Below are 18,158 nucleotides of genomic sequence, written 5' to 3'. Positions count from 1 at the left end.
CATGAAGTACAGCATGCTCTCCCATCGGTTGTCGATCGGATTGTCGATCGTCGTCGCTGTTTTCCTGACCACCCAGGCTTTCGCCGTCGAGAAGCCGGTGCTGTGGTACAAGCAACCGGCTGCCAAGTGGACCGAGGCGTTACCGATCGGCAACGGACGTCTCGGGGCGATGGTCTTCGGTAAGACCGACCAGGAACGCATCCAACTGAACGAGGATACCGTGTGGGCCGGTTCGCCCGCCGATCGCGACCGCAAGGGCGCCTATCGCTTTCTCGACGAGGCCCGAAAACTTTGCTTCGAAGGCCGTTACGTCGAGGCCGAAGCGCTTGTTCAACGCGAGTTTCTAGGGCCGCGCTGGATCCGCAGCTACCAGACGCTGGGCGACCTGAAAATCGACCTGGGGCACGACGAGGCCACCGATTACGTGCGCCGTCTCGATCTGTCGCAGGCGGTCGCTTCGGTCGAGTACACCCATCAGGGCGTTCGCTACCGTCGCACGGTCTTCAGCTCGCCGGTCGACCAGGTGCTGGTCGTTCGACTCGAGGCCGACGAACCCGGCCGCATCACCTGCACGCTTCGACTCGATCGGCCTGAGAATTTCGCAACCGAGTGCGTCGGCAACGACGGGCTTCGAATGCACGGCCAAGTCGACGCGGGCAAAGAATTCCCCGGTGTGTTCTACGAGGCGTTGCTCAAAGCGATCCCGGAAAACGGACACATCAAGGCCGAAGACGGCGCATTGAAAGTCGAGCAGGCCGACGCCCTGACGATCCTGCTGGCCGCTGCCACGACCTACAACCGCGACGATCCGCTGCAACAATGCCGCGACTGGATCGCGGCTGCGGCGAAGCGAGGATACAGCGCCCTGTTGGTCGACCACGTCGCAGAACATCGCCGCCTGTTCGATCGCGTGGCGTTATCAATCGACGGTCCCGACAAGTCCTCCGTTCCCACCGACGAACGGCTGAAATCGGTTCAAGCAGGTGCCGACGATCCCGGCTTGGTCGCCCTCTATTTCCAGTTCGGTCGGTACCTGCTGATCAGTTGTTCGCGGCCCGGCTGCATGCCTTCGAATCTGCAAGGCCTCTGGTGCGAACACATCAACGCCCCGTGGAATTGCGACTACCACATCAATATCAATGTTCAAATGAACTACTGGCCGGCCGAAGTCTGCAACCTGAGCGAATGCCACGAACCGTTCTTCGACCTGGTGGAAAACCTCCGGCCGCAAGGTCGAAAGACGGCCCGCGACGTGTACAACTGCGGTGGGTTCGTGGCCCATCACACGACCGATGCCTGGTGGTGGACCAGCCCGATCGGCAGGACCGGTTACGGCATGTGGCCGATGGGGGCCGCATGGTGTGTACGCCATTTCTGGGAACACTACCTGTACACGCACGACGAACGATTCTTGCGAACGCGAGGTTATCCCGTGATGCGGGAAGCGGCGGAATTCTGCCTCGATTGGCTTTGTGAGGATCCGAAGACCGGCAAACTGGTCTCGGGACCGTCGACCTCGCCGGAGAACGTGTTCGCAACTCCCGACGGCAAGCGAGCTCACTTGTCAATGGGCTGCGCCATGGACCAGGAAATCATCTGGGACTTGTTCACGAATCTGCTCGATGCGGCAGAAGTATTGGGCATCGACGACGCGTTCACCCGTCGTGTCCGTGAAGCCCGCGAACGACTCGCCTTGCCGAAAATCGGTGACGACGGCCGCTTGATGGAATGGGCCGAGCCGTTCGACGAACCCTCGCCGGGACATCGACACGTGTCGCACCTGTTCGGCTTGCATCCCGGTCATCAATTCTCCCCGGCCGAAACGCCCGATTACGCCGACGCCGCGCGTAAGTCGCTGGAATATCGCCTGGCGCACGGCGGCGGACACACCGGTTGGAGCCGCGCTTGGATGATCAACTTTTGGGCACGGTTGGAAGATGCCGACAAGACCTACGAAAACGTCCAGGCGTTGCTGATCAAATCGACGCTGCCGAACCTGTTCGACACGCACCCGCCGTTCCAAATCGACGGCAACTTCGGCGGCACCGCGGGGCTGGCCGAAATGTTGCTACAAAGCCATGCCGGCGAGATCGCGATTCTTCCCGCCTGGCCGCTGAACCATTGGGGCGCCGGCTCGGTCTCCGGCCTCCGCGCCCGCGGCAACGTCGAAATCGACATCGACTGGAAAAACGAGAAACCGACGCGTGTCGTTTTTCGTCCCCAAAGCGACGGACGTCATCTCGTTCGTTTCCCGAAGACCGTCGACCAGGTAAAGTGGACCGCGACCGACGGTGATTTCGCTCCGGCACGCACGGCAGACGGCCGGTGGGAGATTTCCGTTCGATCCGGCGAAACATATCGCGCCGAAATCGAATAACGCGGTTGCCTGCCGACCGACAAACCGCTTTCGGCAAACAATCCGTGCTCCCTGCGGCACGTCATCCCCGGTTTTGCCGATTCGCGGTCCCCCGTTTCTTGCTGAAATCGAAAGAGAGGGCCTTCCATGAAGCGCATCCGTTTTCTCCAACCCCGCCGACTCGGCTTCGCCTCCTTGTTGATTACGGCACTGGCCGCGACGAGCGTCGCCACGGCCGACGATTCCCTTCGCCTGACCTACGACAAACCGGCGACCAAATGGACCGAGGCCTTACCGATCGGCAACGGCCGGCTCGGCGCCATGGTGTTCGGAAAAACGGACCGGGAACGGATTCAGTTCAACGAAGACACCGTGTGGGCCGGTTGCCCGCACGACTATTCGCATCCGGGTGCTGCTCGCTATCTCCCCGAGATCCGGCGTCTGCTGTTCGAAGGAAAACAGCAAGAAGCCCAGGCCTTGGCGTCGCAACATTTCATGAGCGTTCCGCTACGGCAAACCCCGTATCAACCGTGCGGTGACTTGTACTTGGATTTCGGCGATACCCAGGACATCAGCGAGTATCGACGGGAACTCGACCTCTCATCGGCGCGGGCCGTCACGACCTACCGCATCGGGGAGACCACGTACACACGGACGGTCTTTGCCAGCTATCCCGATCAAGTCATCGTCGTGCGGATCGAAGCCGACAAGCCCGGCGCAGTCGCCTGCACGGCTTCTCTGGAAACGCCGCACGCCGAACACGACGTGCGCATCGCCGACGATACGATCATCCTTCGCGGCCGCGTCGCCGACTACATCAGCAAACGCACCAACGAAGGCCTGCCGAGCGTCATCCGGTTCGAGGCCCGCGCGGTCGTCCGCCCCGAAGGCGGGTCGCTGAAAGCCCTCGACGGCACGCTCCAGGTCCGCGAGGCCGATGCCGTTACCATCCTGCTCACGGCGGCGACCAACTACCGCGACTTCGAAGACGTCGGCGGGAACCCTTCCGCCCGGTGTGTCGAAACACTGGAAAAGGCCGTTTCTCTCCCTTACGCAAAGTTGCTGGCACGTCACGTGCAGGATTATCGTTCCCTGTTCGATCGCGTACGATTCTCACTTCCGAAGACGGAAGCCGTACACCAAACGACGGATCGACGAATTCGCGATTTCGGCAAGCAGGACGATCCGGACCTCGCCGTCCTGTACTTTCAGTTCGGACGTTACTTGCTGATTTCCAGCAGCCGCCCCGGTAGTCAACCGGCCAATTTACAAGGTGTGTGGAATGAGAGCCTGACGCCGCCGTGGGAATCGAAATACACGACGAACATCAACGTCGAAATGAATTACTGGCCCGCTGAAGTGTGCAATCTTTCGGAGTGCGCCGAGCCGCTCTTCGACGTGCTCGACGAGTTGGCAATCTCGGGCGCGCGCACGGCCAAGGTGCATTACGATGCCCCGGGTTGGGTCCTTCATCACAATTTCGACCTGTGGCGGGGAACCGCCCCGATCAACGCCTCGAACCACGGCATTTGGCCCACCGGCGGCGCATGGCTGTGCCAGCATCTGTGGTGGCACTACGAGTACACGCAAGACCGCAAGTTTCTCGCCGAGCGGGCCTATCCGCTCATGAAAAAGGCCTGCGAGTTTTTCACGCATTACCTGATCGAAGATCCTCGGTCACCCGAGCACTGGCTGATCTCGGGGCCGTCCAACTCGCCCGAACAGGGCGGGCTGGTGATGGGACCGACGATGGACCATCAAATCATCCGCTACCTGTTCGCCGCCACAGCGAAAGCGGCCGAAATCCTGGACGTGGATCCGGAATTTCGCCGACAACTGCTCGACATGCGGTCGAGAATCGCCCCGAACCAAATCGGCCGATACGGTCAACTCCAAGAATGGCTCGAAGACAAGGACGACCCGAACAATAAGCATCGGCATGTTTCTCATCTTTGGGGTGTTTTCCCCGGAGAGGAAATCACTCTGCGCGGCACGCCCGAGCTATGTGCCGCTGCTCGAAAGTCGCTCGAGTTCCGCGGCGACGGCGGAACCGGCTGGAGCAAGGCCTGGAAGATCAGCCTGTGGGCACGCTTCGGCGACGGCAATCGAGCCCACAAGTTGTTCGGGGAGCTTGTCACGCAGAGCACATTGCCGAACATGTTCGACAGTTGCCCGCCCTTCCAAATCGACGGCAACTTCGGCGGTACGATGGGAATCGCCCAAATGCTGCTGCAAAGTCACAGCGGCGAAATCAGTTTGCTGCCCGCCGTCCCCGACGCATGGCCCTCCGGCAGCATCGAAGGGCTGCGGGCGCGAGGCAACGTCGGTGTCGCCCTGACCTGGACGCCCGAATCGATGGAAGCAAAGCTGACCCCCGCGACGGCCCAAACGCTCCGGGTGCGGGTCCCCGACACGTTCACCCGCGTCGAAATCGTCGACGAATCGGGCAAAACGATCGAGGCGACGCGCGAGGACGACGGGACGTGGATGTTCGCCGCTTCGGCGGGAACATACGTCGTCCGTGCCGCCGCGAAGTAGACTCCTCGTCCCCCCACGATTGGCCGTTATTGTTCCGCAGCGCCACCTCCGTTGAAGGAGACGAGCAAGTGTATCAACGAAACGGATCAAACGGACGATTCCGGCCCGAGCAGCCGTTCGTGGGAAACATCACCCTGGTGTCGATGCTCGCCCTTTCGGCGTGGTTGGTCTTGGTGGCACCTCTCACGCTCTCCGCGGCGGAAACGCCGTTGCGCCCGCACCTCCCCGAAATCACTTCTCCCGAGGTGCAAGCGTTGTGCGACCGCATCTATATGTGCAACATGCGGCAAGCCCACTACTTGCTGGGCCTGGTGCATCCTTGGCACGGCGACGAGACGCGAAAGCTGCTCACCGAAAGCCGCAGTGTGGAACATTGGATTCGCCCGAACACCGGGGCATTGCAAGCCTTTTGTTTCTTGTACCGGTTCGGGCCGTACGACTCGGCGATCGTCGGCGTCTCGCGTCGCGAACTCTTGGATGAAACGATCGTGCCGATGATGCGTTACCTGGTCGAGACGCACAAGACCGGTACGCGTCGCACCGACGACGGCCGCCCCTGGGGCGACCACTGGCAGTCGGCCCATTGGACGCAAATGCTCGGTCGCGGGGCATGGTTCGTGTGGGACGAGCTGCCGGCCGATCTCCAGGAAGGCGTGCGGAAGGTCGTGCGGCACGAGGCCGAGCGGATCGCACGCGCCGATCCGCCTTTCCAACTTCGCCACGATACGAAAGCCGAAGAGAACGCCTGGAACGCACAGGTTCTCTCGACCGCCATGCTCTTGATGCCCGACGATCCGGCGTTTCCCGAATGGGAACGTCAATTCCAACGCTGGGCGCTTTCGGCATTCCTGCGTCCAGCCGATGCGAAATCGGAGACGATCGTCGACGGACGGCCGGTGCGCGAACAGTTTCTCGGTGCGAATATGTTCGACGACTTTACCGTCGAAAACCACGGCTTCGTGCACCCGGACTACATGGGGTGTTTCACCCTATCCCTTGCCGCGGCGACCGATTTTCGGATGACCGGCCGTCGTCCCCCCGACGCCCTCACGTACAATGTGCAGGGCATTTACGACAACCTGAAATGGTTCATCACGCCCGACGGCAGCTACGTGTATCCCAGCGGGCAGGATTGGACGCTGTTCCGGCAGCCGATTTCGCTGACGCGGCACTCGCTGGTGTACGTCTACGGCCACGATCCCGATGCTTGGCCGCTGCTTTCACGGACGGTCGAGATCATCGAACGGATGCAAGCCCGTTCGCCGGAAGGAGCGATTTACCATCCCGATCAATACTTCTTCCCCTCGACACAAACCGACATTGCCTCGGCCCTCGGGCGCGCGTGGCTTCACCTGCATTTCGCACCGCCTCCCGACCCGAAGCACGTTTTCCATGCACCGTTGGGCATTCTCCAATTGCGCGAAGGCAAGATTCTGATCCACCGAACACCGCAGGCGATCCATTCGCTGAGCTGGGGGGCGCAACCGCTGATTCAATTCCTGCCGCAACAAGAAGACCGCTTGATCGATCCGACACCCCGCAGCTTGCTCGGCGCCATCACCTCGGCCGATGACGATTCGCCGCTGCCGCTGAAGATCGTCTCCATCGAGTTTCCTTCCTTGCAAACGACCGCGCCCGACTCCGGCTTCGAAGCAATATTGACCGTCCGACACGGCGACGCAATCCGCGGCGACATCCACCTCCGATCCCGCGCCGACGGAACGCTCACCTTCTCCGAAACCCTCGTCGCAGAGCGCGAAACTACCACGGGACCAATCGTGACAGGATTGATCGGAATACTAAACAATACCGATTGGATATTCGAAGACGGCGTGCGCGCCGTGACGGTCGACGGACGCACGATCGAGATTGCCGCGCATTCGAAGGCTGCCCACGACTGGGGCGACGTGCGGCAACTCCAGATCGACGACCTGCTTCGGATCGATCTGTCGCCCGGCGCGTCCATCGCGTACCGAGGGGCCGAGAAAACCTCCCGCGGGCGCGCGGTCGATCGTCTCTACCTGAATTACCGCCCCGGCCGCCACACCTTCGACGCCGGCGAGACGATCTCCCGAATTCGAGCCGTTTTTCGCGTCCCTTGATGCCCGATCGGCAGACATTCGAAAACGCCCCGGCGGCGCGGTCGGCGGTTGTCTTGGCTCCACCCGCCAAGTAGAGTCAAAATAGGAACAGAGAGAGACTCTCTTCATCGAGTTGCGCGAGATTCTCTCGATCGCCGCCGCATCGCATTTTCGGCCGCGTTGCCGGAAACGAGGCGGCCTCGTCGCCGTGCAGTTCAACACAGTCGGGCGACCGCTTATCGCAGCACAGTATCGAATCGGACGGTCGATTTATGGGCATCCCCAAACCCGTGGGCATCGACTTGGGCACGACGAACACCGTCGTGGCGTATCTCGACGACGAAGGCAAGACGTCGGTCGTGCTCGGCGAGACGGGTGAAAACGTGACGCCCAGCGTCGTTCGGTTCGCCGACGGCGAGATCGTCGTCGGACGCGAGGCCCAGCGGCTGGCGGTCCTCCACCCGGACGAAGTCGCTCGCTGGGTCAAGCGTGAAATGGGATGCCCGACGTTCAGCCGCACGATCCGCGGACGCCGCCTGCCGCCGCCGGTCATCCAGGCCTGTATCCTGCGAAAAGCGAGAGAAAACATCGTCCGGAACGTCGGCCGCGAATCGCAATGCGTGATCACCGTCCCGGCGTACTTCGATGAAACGCGACGCAAGGCGACCGCCGACGCGGGCGAAATGGCGGGACTGCGCGTGCTCGATATTCTCAACGAACCGACCGCCGCGGCAATCGCCTTCGGCGAATCGCTGGGCTATCTATCGGCCGAGGGCGGCTCGCGGAAGCCGATGAACGTGCTGGTGTTCGACCTGGGCGGCGGCACCTTCGACGTCACGCTCGTTCATCTCGAACCGGGCCGAATCGACACCTTGGCCATCGACGGCGAAATGGAGTTGGGCGGCTACGATTGGGATCTCGCATTGCTCGATGACTTGGCCGATGAAATGGTCGCCGCCGGATTTGCCGATCCGCGCGACGATCCGGCGCGCTGGGCGAAAGTGTACGAAGCCGTCGTCGAGTCGAAGGCGGCCCTTACCGCCCGACGCAAAACCCGTTTTCGCGTGATGCTCAACGAGGGCTTCTTCGAGACCGAAATCACCCGCACGCGTTTCGAACGTTGCACGGCCGACTTACTGGAGCGGACGGCCGTTCGGGCCCAAAATGTGGTCGAAGCAGCGGGCATGACATGGGACGACGTCGATGAGGTCCTTCTCGTCGGCGGCGCCACGCGAATGCCGATGATCCCGCAAATGCTCGAGGCGCTCTCGGGCAAGAAGCCGTGTCGGAACGTGAATCCCGACGAGGCCGTCGCCCGCGGAGCAGCGATTTACGCAGGCTATCGACTCGCGAAAGAATATCCTGAGTTGCCTGTCGCCGCATTCAAGGTCGTCGAAGTCAACGCGCACACGTTGGGGGTTGAAGGAGTCGACCCCGGCACGGGCGGCAAAACGAAGATTCCGATCATTCCTCGCAACAGCAAACTGCCCGTCTCGAAAACAGAGGTCTTTTGCACCGAACGCGAAAACCAAGACTCGCTGGCCGTTCCCGTGATCGAGGGCGAATCATCCGATCCGGCAGCCTGCTCGCGGATCGGCACGGTCGTGATCGAACGCCTGCCGCCGGGCTTACCGAAAGGTTGGCCGGTATTGGTGACGTTTGCCTATCGGTCGAACGGGCGTTTGGACGTGAAAGTGGAAATTCCCGACACGGACTGCCGGGCCGAATTGACCATCCGCCGAACGGACAACCTTGCCCCCGAGCAAGTCGCCCGCTGGCAATCGACGGTCGACAAGATGCCCGGCTTCGATGCGATCGAAGAAGCCGTCGAAGAAATATTGGCGTCACGATCCCAGCAGGAAAGCCCCAAAGTCGCCCCTGCCGAACCGCCTCCGGTTTCGCCGCCCTCGCGGCCGCCGATATCGCCCCCAAAGAAATCGCTCAAAGCCGAACGGCAACTCGTAACCCGCGAGATGCTTCTCACCGGTGCCGACGGGGCGGCTCCGGCCAAAACTACACCGAGCAAAACGGCCGTGCTGAAAGTGCCGCACGCATCGGATGCACCTGCCCCCACCGTCCGCACGGCGGATCACGAGAACAACGGCGGCTCACGGGCGTTTTCGTCGAACGGCACCCGTTGGGTGCCTACCCCGTTCGGGTTTTCCGTACCGCGATGGACCATCGCTTGGACGGGATTCGTCTTGTTTTCGTTGGGCGGCCTCGTTCTCGGCTATTTCATCGTTCGATGGCTGCTTCCCGACAGTGCCATCCTTGATCTGTTTTGAATGCAGCGGCCCGGTGGGGTACCTTGTCCGGCGAACGATAGCGTATACTTGTGGAGCAAACGGATTCCCCGTTTTTGGGGGGCGCATGGTTCGACATTGCACCTAGTCGCGGTTCGAGCGGTGATCGCCACGGGAACGCCGTTCTTCGGAACGTGTGGTCCCCGCGAGGTTGACGGACATCGGCGGATCGGAAGAGCGTATGAAAGTCAAGAAAGATACACCGGCAGTCGGCATCGACTTGGGGACGACGTTCTCCGTCTTGTGTTACCTCGATGAGACAAAACGCCCCGTCACGGTCGTCAATGCCGAAGGGGATCGCCTGACGCCCAGCGTCGTCCTATTCGACGAAGACGAAGTGGTCGTCGGCAAGGAAGCTCTGAAGGCCTACGCCGTCGAATCGGACCACGTCGCCGAGTGTTCGAAGCGCGACGTCGGCTACCGCGTGTATCACAAGGTATTGGGAGGAAAACACTATCCTCCCGAAGTCATCGAAGCATTCATCCTCAACAAATTGCGGGTCGATGCCCAAAAACAACTAGGCGATTTCTCTCACGTCGTCATCACCGTGCCCGCCTATTTCGACGAGGTTCGCCGCAAGGCCACCCAAGATGCCGGATACATGGCGGGCCTCGACGTTCTCGACATCATCAACGAGCCGGTGGCCGCCGCGTTGGCGTTCGGGCATCAACAGGGGCTGATGGACGATGAAGCCCCGACCGATCGTCCGCAACGCATCCTGGTTTACGACCTTGGCGGCGGGACGTTCGACGTCACCGTGATGGAGCTGCGAGGACGCGACTTCGTGACGTTGGCCATCGACGGCGATGTCCACCTGGGCGGCTGGGACTGGGATCAGCGATTGGTGGACCTCGTGGCCGAACGATTCATCCGCAAGCACTATGTCGATCCGCGGGAAGATTCGACCGCCGCCGGTAAGTTGTGGCGCGAGTGCGAAGACGCAAAACGAACGCTCTCCGCCCGCCAAAAGGCGATCATTCCCTGTGAATGCCAAGGCAAGATCGAGCAGTTCGAGGTCAGCCGCGCCGAATTCGAAGAGGCCACGCAAGATTTGCTGGACCGCACACGATTCACGACGGTCCAAGCGTTGAAGGCCTCGGGACTGACATGGGATGAAATCGATCGCGTGTTGTTGGTGGGCGGTTCGACGCGCATGCCGATGGTTCGCCGATTACTCACGGAACTCTCGGGCAAGGAGCCGGATACGTCGGTCGCCGCCGATGAGGCCGTGGCCCAAGGTGCGGCCTATCATGCCGGTCGAATCCTCGACAAGGCCCGGGGCGAGCCGACTACGTTTCGGATCCGTAACGTGAACTCGCACAGCCTGGGAGTCGTGGGCGTCGATCCGCTGACGAAACGGCGACGCACCGGCGTCGTCATCCCCCGTAATACGCATCTTCCGGTCACCGCGAAACGCACGTTCCGCACCCATAAGGCAAACCAACGATCGATCTTGGTCGAAATCGTCGAAGGGGAAAGCCCGTCACCGGAAGACTGCTCACCGATCGGGCGGGTTACGGTTCACAACCTGCCGCCGGAACTACCGGAAAAATGGCCGGTGGACGTCATCTTCCGCTACAAGACGAACGGCCGTCTAAAGGTCCGCGTGGTCGTTCCCGACACCGAAGCGCAGGTCGAATCGGAGTTCACCCGCGAAATCGGCTTGCCCAAAGAACATCTCGACGGTTGGCGAGAGTACATCAGCGGAAAACCGCCCGGAAAATACGGCTGACGCCGAGCCCCCGACGGCTTCTTTTTCACACGCCGCAACTTGAATTGCCCGCATCGGCTATTTAAACTAGCCGCGACGTTATCAGGGATGCGGCGTTTCCCGTTTTTGCATTGGTCGGTCGCCTTTGCGCGCAAGTCCCCCCAAGCTGCAGTACAGGTGCATGGCGACATTGCGCCACGCCGTTTGCCTCCTTGGGGTGACCGCCTCATGCGATTCGTCGTCCCGCCTGCGTTTCTCACCTTTTTCACACAGGAGGCTTGTGCATGAGGTTCCATTACCTTCTCGTCGGGATTTGTCTGTCGGGCGTGCTGTCGAGCACGCAACCTGCCGCCGCGTGGTCGCCTGCGAAGGGACCGCTGACAACCCGCTGGGCCAAACAGGTTTCGCCGAAGAACGCGCACGCCGAGTACCCGCGTCCGCAAATGGTGCGGCATCGATGGCTGAACCTGAACGGTGTTTGGGAAGTCACGCTCGGAGAGTCGCCGGAACCGCGAGAGATTCTGGTTCCCTTCCCGGTCGAGTCGGCTCTTTCCGGCGTGATGGAACAAGCCGAGCGGCTGCGTTACCGACGCGAGTTTCGCGTCCCGGCCGGGTGGCAAGGATCGCGTATCCTTCTCCACTTCGAAGCGGTCGACTGGGAAGCGACCGTCACGGTCAACGGCCGCAAACTGGGAACACACCGCGGCGGATACGATGCGTTCACTTTCGACATCACCGACGCGCTGCGGCCGGACGGCCCGCAAGAGCTGATCGTCGATGTGTTCGATCCGAGCGACGCCGGTGATCAACCGCGGGGCAAACAGGTCAAACACCCCAAAGGCATCTGGTACACGCCGTGCACCGGCATCTGGCAAACGGTGTGGTTGGAACCGGTGCCGACGACGGCGATCAGCGACCTGCGTTTGGATCCGAACCTGGACGAGCGCCGCCTTGAAGCGACCGTGTTCGTCGGCGGCGACACGGAAGGCGTCACCGTCCGACTGACGGCCGAAGCAGGCGACGAGATCGTGGCCGAAGCGACCGGCAAGCCGGACGAAACCATCTTTCTGACGATTCCCGCCGATAAACTTCGCACCTGGTCGCCCGACGATCCTTTTCTGTACGACCTGAGCGTCGAATTGCTGCGCGACGGCCGAGAAATCGACTCGGTGACGAGCTATTTCGGCATGCGCAAGGTATCCGTCGCCAAAGCGGCCGACGGTTTCGTCCGCCTGCACCTGAACAACAAGCCGCTGTTCATGATGGGGCCGTTGGACCAAGGATTCTGGCCCGACGGGATCTACACCGCCCCGACGGACGACGCCTTGCGATATGACATCGAAATCACCAAACGCCTCGGTTTCAACATGACGCGAAAACACGTCAAGATCGAACCGAAGCGTTGGTACTACTGGTGCGACAAGCTGGGCCTGCTCGTTTGGCAAGATATGCCCAGCGGCAACAACAAGTCGGACGAGGCCAAGAAGCAGTTTGAAATCGAACTGGCGGAGATGATCCACGAGCACCGCAACCATCCGTCGATCATCATGTGGGTCGTCTTCAATGAAGGCTGGGGACAGCACGACACCGAAAGCCGAGTCGAGTTCGTCCGCTCTCTCGACCCGACCCGGTTGATCAACAACGCCAGCGGTTGGACGGATAAAGGCGTCGGTGACGTGTTGGATATCCATCGCTACCCCGGTCCGGGTGCGCCCGAACCCAAGGACGGCCGCGCGGGCGTGTTGGGGGAATTCGGCGGCCTGGGACTAGCGGTTCCCGGTCACCTCTGGACGCAGGAAAACTGGGGCTATCGGTCGATGGCGAATGCCGAGGAACTGAACAGCCGTTACATCGCGCTCATGCGTCGGTTGTGGCAACTGGCCGAAACCAAGGGGCTGGCGGCCGGAGTGTACACGCAGATCACCGACGTCGAAACCGAATGCAACGGTTTGCTCACCTATGACCGCGAAATCGTCAAGGTCGACATCGATCGTATCGCCGCTGCGAATCGCGGGCAGGTGCCGCGTCTGGTAACGATCGTTCCCACCGCCGCCGAAGCGAAATCGGTTTGGCGTTATACGACCGAAGCCCCGACCGGCGAATGGTTTGCCGCAGATTACGACGATTCGCACTGGTCGGAAGGCTCGGGCGGCTTCGGCACGGAAGGTACGCCGGGGGCGATCGTCGGCACGAAGTGGGACGGCGCGGAAATCTGGATCCGCCGTTCCGTCGAGCTGCCGGGCGATCTTGCCGAAAACGACCTCGTTCTGGTCGTCCACCACGACGAGGATGCCGAGATCTACCTCAACGGTGTCTTGGCAGCAAAGACGACCGGCTACACGACCGACTACGTCGAGCTGACGATTGCACCCGAGGCCAAAGCGGCCCTGAAGGCAGGAAAGAACACGATCGCCGTTCACTGCCGTCAGACGGAAGGCGGTCAATTCATCGACGTCGGCCTGGGATTGCTTGCCATGCCGCAAGAATAGCAACCGCATCTTACAGGCACGCAGCGCTGCTTCACGCGGCAATTTGACGACAGGCGGGGGCCTGCGGGTATCCCGCCTGTCTTATTTCGGCGCCGTCTACGCCGACTCTCGCGATCACACAGGATCTACCGCTTGTGCGGCGAATAGCGTGATCATCGGTCGGGACGATTGAGAGGGAAACCTAAGCATTCGCCCGACAATAATTTCCCTCCTGTCCCCTGTCCTTCGCTCGTCTCCCGGGAAACGCAAGCTACCATTGACTGGACGCATCTCGGGCAGAGTCTGCACCTGTCTTCGTTGCGAGGCATCGCGTGAACCCCGCGCGGAACGGTGTGCACACTCAAGAAGTCGGATCGGCACCAAGGACGTTTGCAGATCATGAAGGATCTTCGTGCGGAAACCTCCAACACGTTCAAACAGGTCTTGCTCGTCGACGACGACCCGTCGGTCCTGCGTCTGCTTTCGCATTGGTTGAAAAAGGCGGGGTACGAGGTCCAAACGGCCACGAACGGCCGGGAAGGCCTGGAACTGTTGGAACACGAATGCCCTCGCTTCCTGATCACCGATTGGGAAATGCCCGAGATCAGCGGCATCGAATTGTGCCGCAAAGTCCGTTCGCTCGCCCTGCCGCATTACGTGTACGTCGTCTTCGTCACAGGGCGTTCGGCCACCGAAGAGATCGTCCAAGGCTTCGACGTCGGCGCCGACGATTTTCTCCACAAGCCCGTTCGGCAAAGCGAGCTGTTGGCGAGGCTTCACGCCGGTGAGCGGGTGCTCGCGTTGGAGCATCGACTCCAGCAGATGGCCCGTACCGACGCACTCACCGGATTGCTGACGCAGCGATCCTTCTACGAAATCGCCGAAAAGGAGTTCGCCCGCACAAAGCGGCATCGCACGTCGCTGTCGTGCGTGATGGTCGACCTGGATTACTTCAAGCGGATCAACGACGTGCACGGTCACCCGGCCGGAGACGCCGTGTTGCGAACTGTGGCCGACGTTCTCCGTCGCTCGACGCGTAAGTGCGATATCCTTGCCCGCTACGGCGGGGAAGAGTTCTGCATTCTTCTTCCCGAAACGGACGAACTCAACGCCGAGACATGGGCCGAGCGTTTTCGCAAGCAGCTCTCGGCCACGCATGTCGACGCCGGCAATACGACGTTGCAGGTCACGGCCAGCATCGGCATCGCCGAGGTCTACGACGATACGCTTACCGCCGAAATGCTGGTCGACCAGGCCGATCAGGCTTTGTTGTGCGCCAAGCGCAGCGGCCGGGATCGCGTGATTCGATTCCAATCGCTCAGCGAAACGGCACACTTGGACTTGGACCAGCCGGGAACGTTCGGCAATCTGTTCCACGGCGTCACCGCCGAACAAGTCATGACGCCGATCGTCGCCCCGATGCGTCACGACATGTCGATCGGTGATGCGGCCGACTACTTCCTGCGCTCGCGAATCACCTCGACGCCGGTGGTCGACGATCGCGGAGAGCTGATCGGCATCCTTTCCGAGAAAGACCTAATGGCAGCCCTGGTGACGCTCAAGTCATGGGATGAACCGGTTTCCAAGTTGATGCGTCCGCACGTCATTACTTACGAAGCCGATACGCCCATTCGGTCGATCTACGAGTTCATGTGCCGGGTGGCCATCCGACGAATCATCATCGTCAGCGACGGCCGTCCCGTCGGTGCGATCAGCCGCGGTACGTTGCTCCGATGGTTCCGGAATATGGTGACGGCTTCCGGCATGCTCGCGCCGGAACGCGTCGAACAATTGACCAACCGGCCTCGACGACTGAGCCACATCTGTCGCGGTTTGGTCGAACAAACCGCGCGGCTGCAACAAGCGATCGATGAGGAGCAGAACGAAGATCGCACCGCCTACGTGGTCGGCATCGCCTCGCAGATGCAAGAGCTTCTGAACGACCTGCTCGCCTTCTCACGCGAAGGCAACGCCGGCACCGGCGCTCTCGGCGCCGCCATGCTCGCCCAGGGCATGATGACCGACTGATTCTTTTGCGAATCGCGTTCTCCTGAGCTCCGAGATTCATGGTCCGCGGCATGCCTGACATCGGTACTTTGGGCAAGGCGGGGTGTCTTCTCCCGTCCTGCCGGTTCTCCGGCGGCACGATTCGAAAATCCAGCCGCGCGCATCTTCTCGTCGATAATCCGACGGCCGAAAGGCATCGTAGCGAATAGAGGGACACACCTCGTGTCCGTCACCGAAGAAAACACGCAAGGAATCGGACCGTGAATCTCACCCTCGTTCAAGCCATGCTGGGGCTTTCTTTCGTTGGCGTGTGGGCGATGGCCGGCTGGCTGGTCGTGCGACGCTAGCCCAATGACGAAACGGTCTGCCGGACGAACTCGGCCGACACACGACGAATAGGCTCTTCGCGGAAGCAAAGAATACCGCTCGTTTTTCGAGAGTTCACTTTCCGCCGCATCTTCCGGCGGCGCGCCCTCATCGATTCTGACGTTCCAGTCGCGCGGCCGTTTCCAAGACCAGGGCCTTGCGTTGACTCTCGTTGAGCCGCTTGGCCGCTGCCAGGCGAGCGGCACGCACCAATTCTTTGAGATCCAACGGCCAGAGGCGGATACAGTAGTCCTGCTCGGCGTCGGTACCGTCGCACGCACTGATCAGCCATCGGCCGTCGGGACTGACGACCATTTCACTGACCGGGCCGGTATGACCGCGAAGCACGATGGCATTTTCGGCCGGATCCTCAGCTTGCAGGTTCCAAATGCGGGCGGTGTGATCTTCACTGCCGGAAATCAGCCATCGACCGTCCGGCGTGAATCGCAACACCTGGATTCGGCCCTCGTGTCCGTGCAACAAAATCGGTTTGGGCGTTGCGCCGAAAGTCTGCACGTCCCACAGACGCACGACTTTGTCGAAACCGCCCGTCGCGACCCATCGTCCGGACGGATCGACGGCCGTGGTCGACACCCAACCCTGGTGACCACCGAGCACCAGGGCCGGGTTGTTGACCGACGGCGAGGCGAGATCCCACACTCGGGCCGTCCCGTCGTAGCTGCCGGTCACAAAAAACCGGCTGTCGGCAGAGACGGCGATCGAGGTGATCCACCCCTCGTGCCCCTCGAGAATGACTTGCTCGGCGGCGGGGTACGATGAAGCAAGATTCCAGACGCGCACCGTCTGATCCTCACCGGCGGTGATCACCCAACGACCGTCGGGCGAAAACGCCGCCGCTTGGATCGGTCGGGTATGCCCTCGCAACACCGTGCAAGCCGCGGCTGGGTCGGCCGCTCGTAAATCCCATAATCGGGCGGTATTGTCGTTTTCCCCGAAATCTCCCGAGGCGGTCAGTGCCCAACGACCGTTGGGACCGACGCACACCACGTTGATCCTGGCCTGGTGACCGGGCAACCGCAGGCCCTGCGATTCGTTCCCCGCGGCCTCCACGTCCCACAACCAGACGGAACCGTTCTCGCAACCGGCGATCAACTTGCCGCCGCCCGCGGCAAACGCCAAGGCGGTAAACGGACTCTCATCTCCTTTGAGCCGTTTGACGCCGGAGGCCGGATCCGAGGCGTTCAAGTCCCAGAGACGCACCGTGCCGTCGCGCGAAGCACTCGCCAAGAAACGGCCGTCGGGACTGACTGCAATGGCTTCGACCGGACCGTTGTGCCCGAGCAATCCGATGCCGCCGGCCGCCGCCAAGGCATCGCGCAACACCTGCTCCATCTCGGGCTGCGGCCGATCTCCGGTGCTCGTCAATGCGTCGATCGCCTCGCCCGCCAAAAACAAACTTTGGGCGGGCTGTTGCCGCAACAAGGCCACCGAACGACGATACATTTCCTCGGCCAAGGCTCGGCTGGTCCCCTGCCGGATTGCAAGCTGTTCCCGTCGGACCTCGGCGAGCTCTTTTCGGGCATCGGCCAATTGCGTTTCGAGGCGACGAATCTCCTCTTTTCCGCTGAGTAGGGCGGCCGCATTGGCCTCGGCGCGATTCTTCCAAATGAGCAACTGCCGGCGCGATTCTTGGAGATCACTGCGGAGAGTATCGCGTTCCTCGGCCGTCGCCGCAAACCGAACCGCTGCGTGTTCCAATCGTCGTTGGGCCGTCTGCAAGCGGAAAGCCAAGGTGACGGCCAGCACGACGACCGCCGCCGAAACCGACGCGACGAACAGCGACAGCGCCGGATGCATTCGGCACCAACGCCCCAAGAGCTCCCAGTCTTCTTTCTTCCGGGAAGCCTGAACGACCGGAGAACCTTCCAACCAGCGATCGAGAACCGCCTCGGGCGATCGGTCGGTTTCTGCTTCCTCCTGCACACGTCGCCGACGATCGGGGTTCGGATGCCCCAGCCCGCAGGTCGGACAATGGATCACGTCGGCATCCTGCGCCGATTCGGGAGGCACGAAGCGCATGCCGCACAGAGAACAACTCAACGGACGTTGCCTGCTTGTGCCGCGGGATGCCGAATCCATGGCCATCGCTTCACCTGCTGAAAAATCGAGACGATCGGCGACCGCCCCTTTTCACCTCGCACTGTCTCGATACTGTCCGCACCGTCGTCCTTACTCATCGGATGGGTAAAACCCATCTCCGCCCAAAAAAAGGCGCGTACGACAAACCCCAAGCAACCCACGCACTTTACGCACCTTTCCTATTCACCCGACAACACCGCTTAGAAACAGGCGTCTTTGCAAGAATCG

8 protein-coding genes are annotated in these 18,158 nt (G+C 61.4%); 7 read left to right on the top strand and 1 reads right to left on the bottom strand.

Annotation, left to right across the window (positions count from 1 at the left end):
* Window position 1: 1 nt before the first annotated feature.
* From ACYQ2I_RS05785 to ACYQ2I_RS05755, 7 genes are all read left to right on the top strand, one after another.
* Entirely contained in the window at window positions 2-2,377 is a 2,376-nt protein-coding gene (locus ACYQ2I_RS05785) for a glycoside hydrolase family 95 protein (protein WP_460166053.1), read from the top strand.
* Window positions 2,378-2,503: 126 nt separating this feature from the next.
* Window positions 2,504-4,894, top strand: a complete 2,391-nt coding sequence (locus ACYQ2I_RS05780; RefSeq protein ID WP_460166052.1) for a glycoside hydrolase family 95 protein — start codon at window positions 2,504-2,506, stop codon at window positions 4,892-4,894.
* A gap of 68 nt (window positions 4,895-4,962) precedes the next feature.
* Window positions 4,963-6,996 carry a hypothetical protein gene (locus ACYQ2I_RS05775; RefSeq protein WP_460166051.1) on the top strand — a complete coding sequence of 678 codons (2,034 nt, stop codon included), beginning with the start codon at window positions 4,963-4,965 and terminating at the stop codon, window positions 6,994-6,996.
* Between the two features lie 251 nt (window positions 6,997-7,247).
* Window positions 7,248-9,260 carry an Hsp70 family protein gene (locus tag ACYQ2I_RS05770; protein ID WP_460166050.1) on the top strand — a complete coding sequence of 671 codons (2,013 nt, stop codon included), beginning with the start codon at window positions 7,248-7,250 and terminating at the stop codon, window positions 9,258-9,260.
* Between the two features lie 199 nt (window positions 9,261-9,459).
* Complete coding sequence (locus ACYQ2I_RS05765) at window positions 9,460-11,010, top strand: Hsp70 family protein (RefSeq protein WP_460166049.1); 1,551 nt, start codon at window positions 9,460-9,462, stop codon at window positions 11,008-11,010.
* A 263-nt stretch (window positions 11,011-11,273) separates the two neighbouring features.
* Window positions 11,274-13,478 (top strand): glycoside hydrolase family 2 protein, encoded by a 2,205-nt coding sequence (locus tag ACYQ2I_RS05760; protein ID WP_460166048.1) that lies wholly within the window; start codon window positions 11,274-11,276, stop codon window positions 13,476-13,478.
* 378 nt (window positions 13,479-13,856) lie between these two features.
* Complete coding sequence (locus ACYQ2I_RS05755) at window positions 13,857-15,485, top strand: diguanylate cyclase (RefSeq protein ID WP_460166047.1); 1,629 nt, start codon at window positions 13,857-13,859, stop codon at window positions 15,483-15,485.
* Window positions 15,486-15,938: 453 nt separating this feature from the next.
* Here the strand turns inward: ACYQ2I_RS05755 and ACYQ2I_RS05750 are convergent, their stop codons facing one another.
* On the bottom strand, window positions 15,939-17,930 hold the full coding sequence (locus tag ACYQ2I_RS05750; protein WP_460166046.1) for a hypothetical protein: 1,992 nt from the start codon (window positions 17,928-17,930) through the stop codon (window positions 15,939-15,941).
* Window positions 17,931-18,158 lie beyond the last annotated feature (228 nt).

The organism is Thermostilla marina, assembly GCF_054657455.1.
The sequence above is the reverse complement of the archived record's forward strand: the minus strand, read 5'-3'. Positions and strand labels throughout refer to the sequence as shown.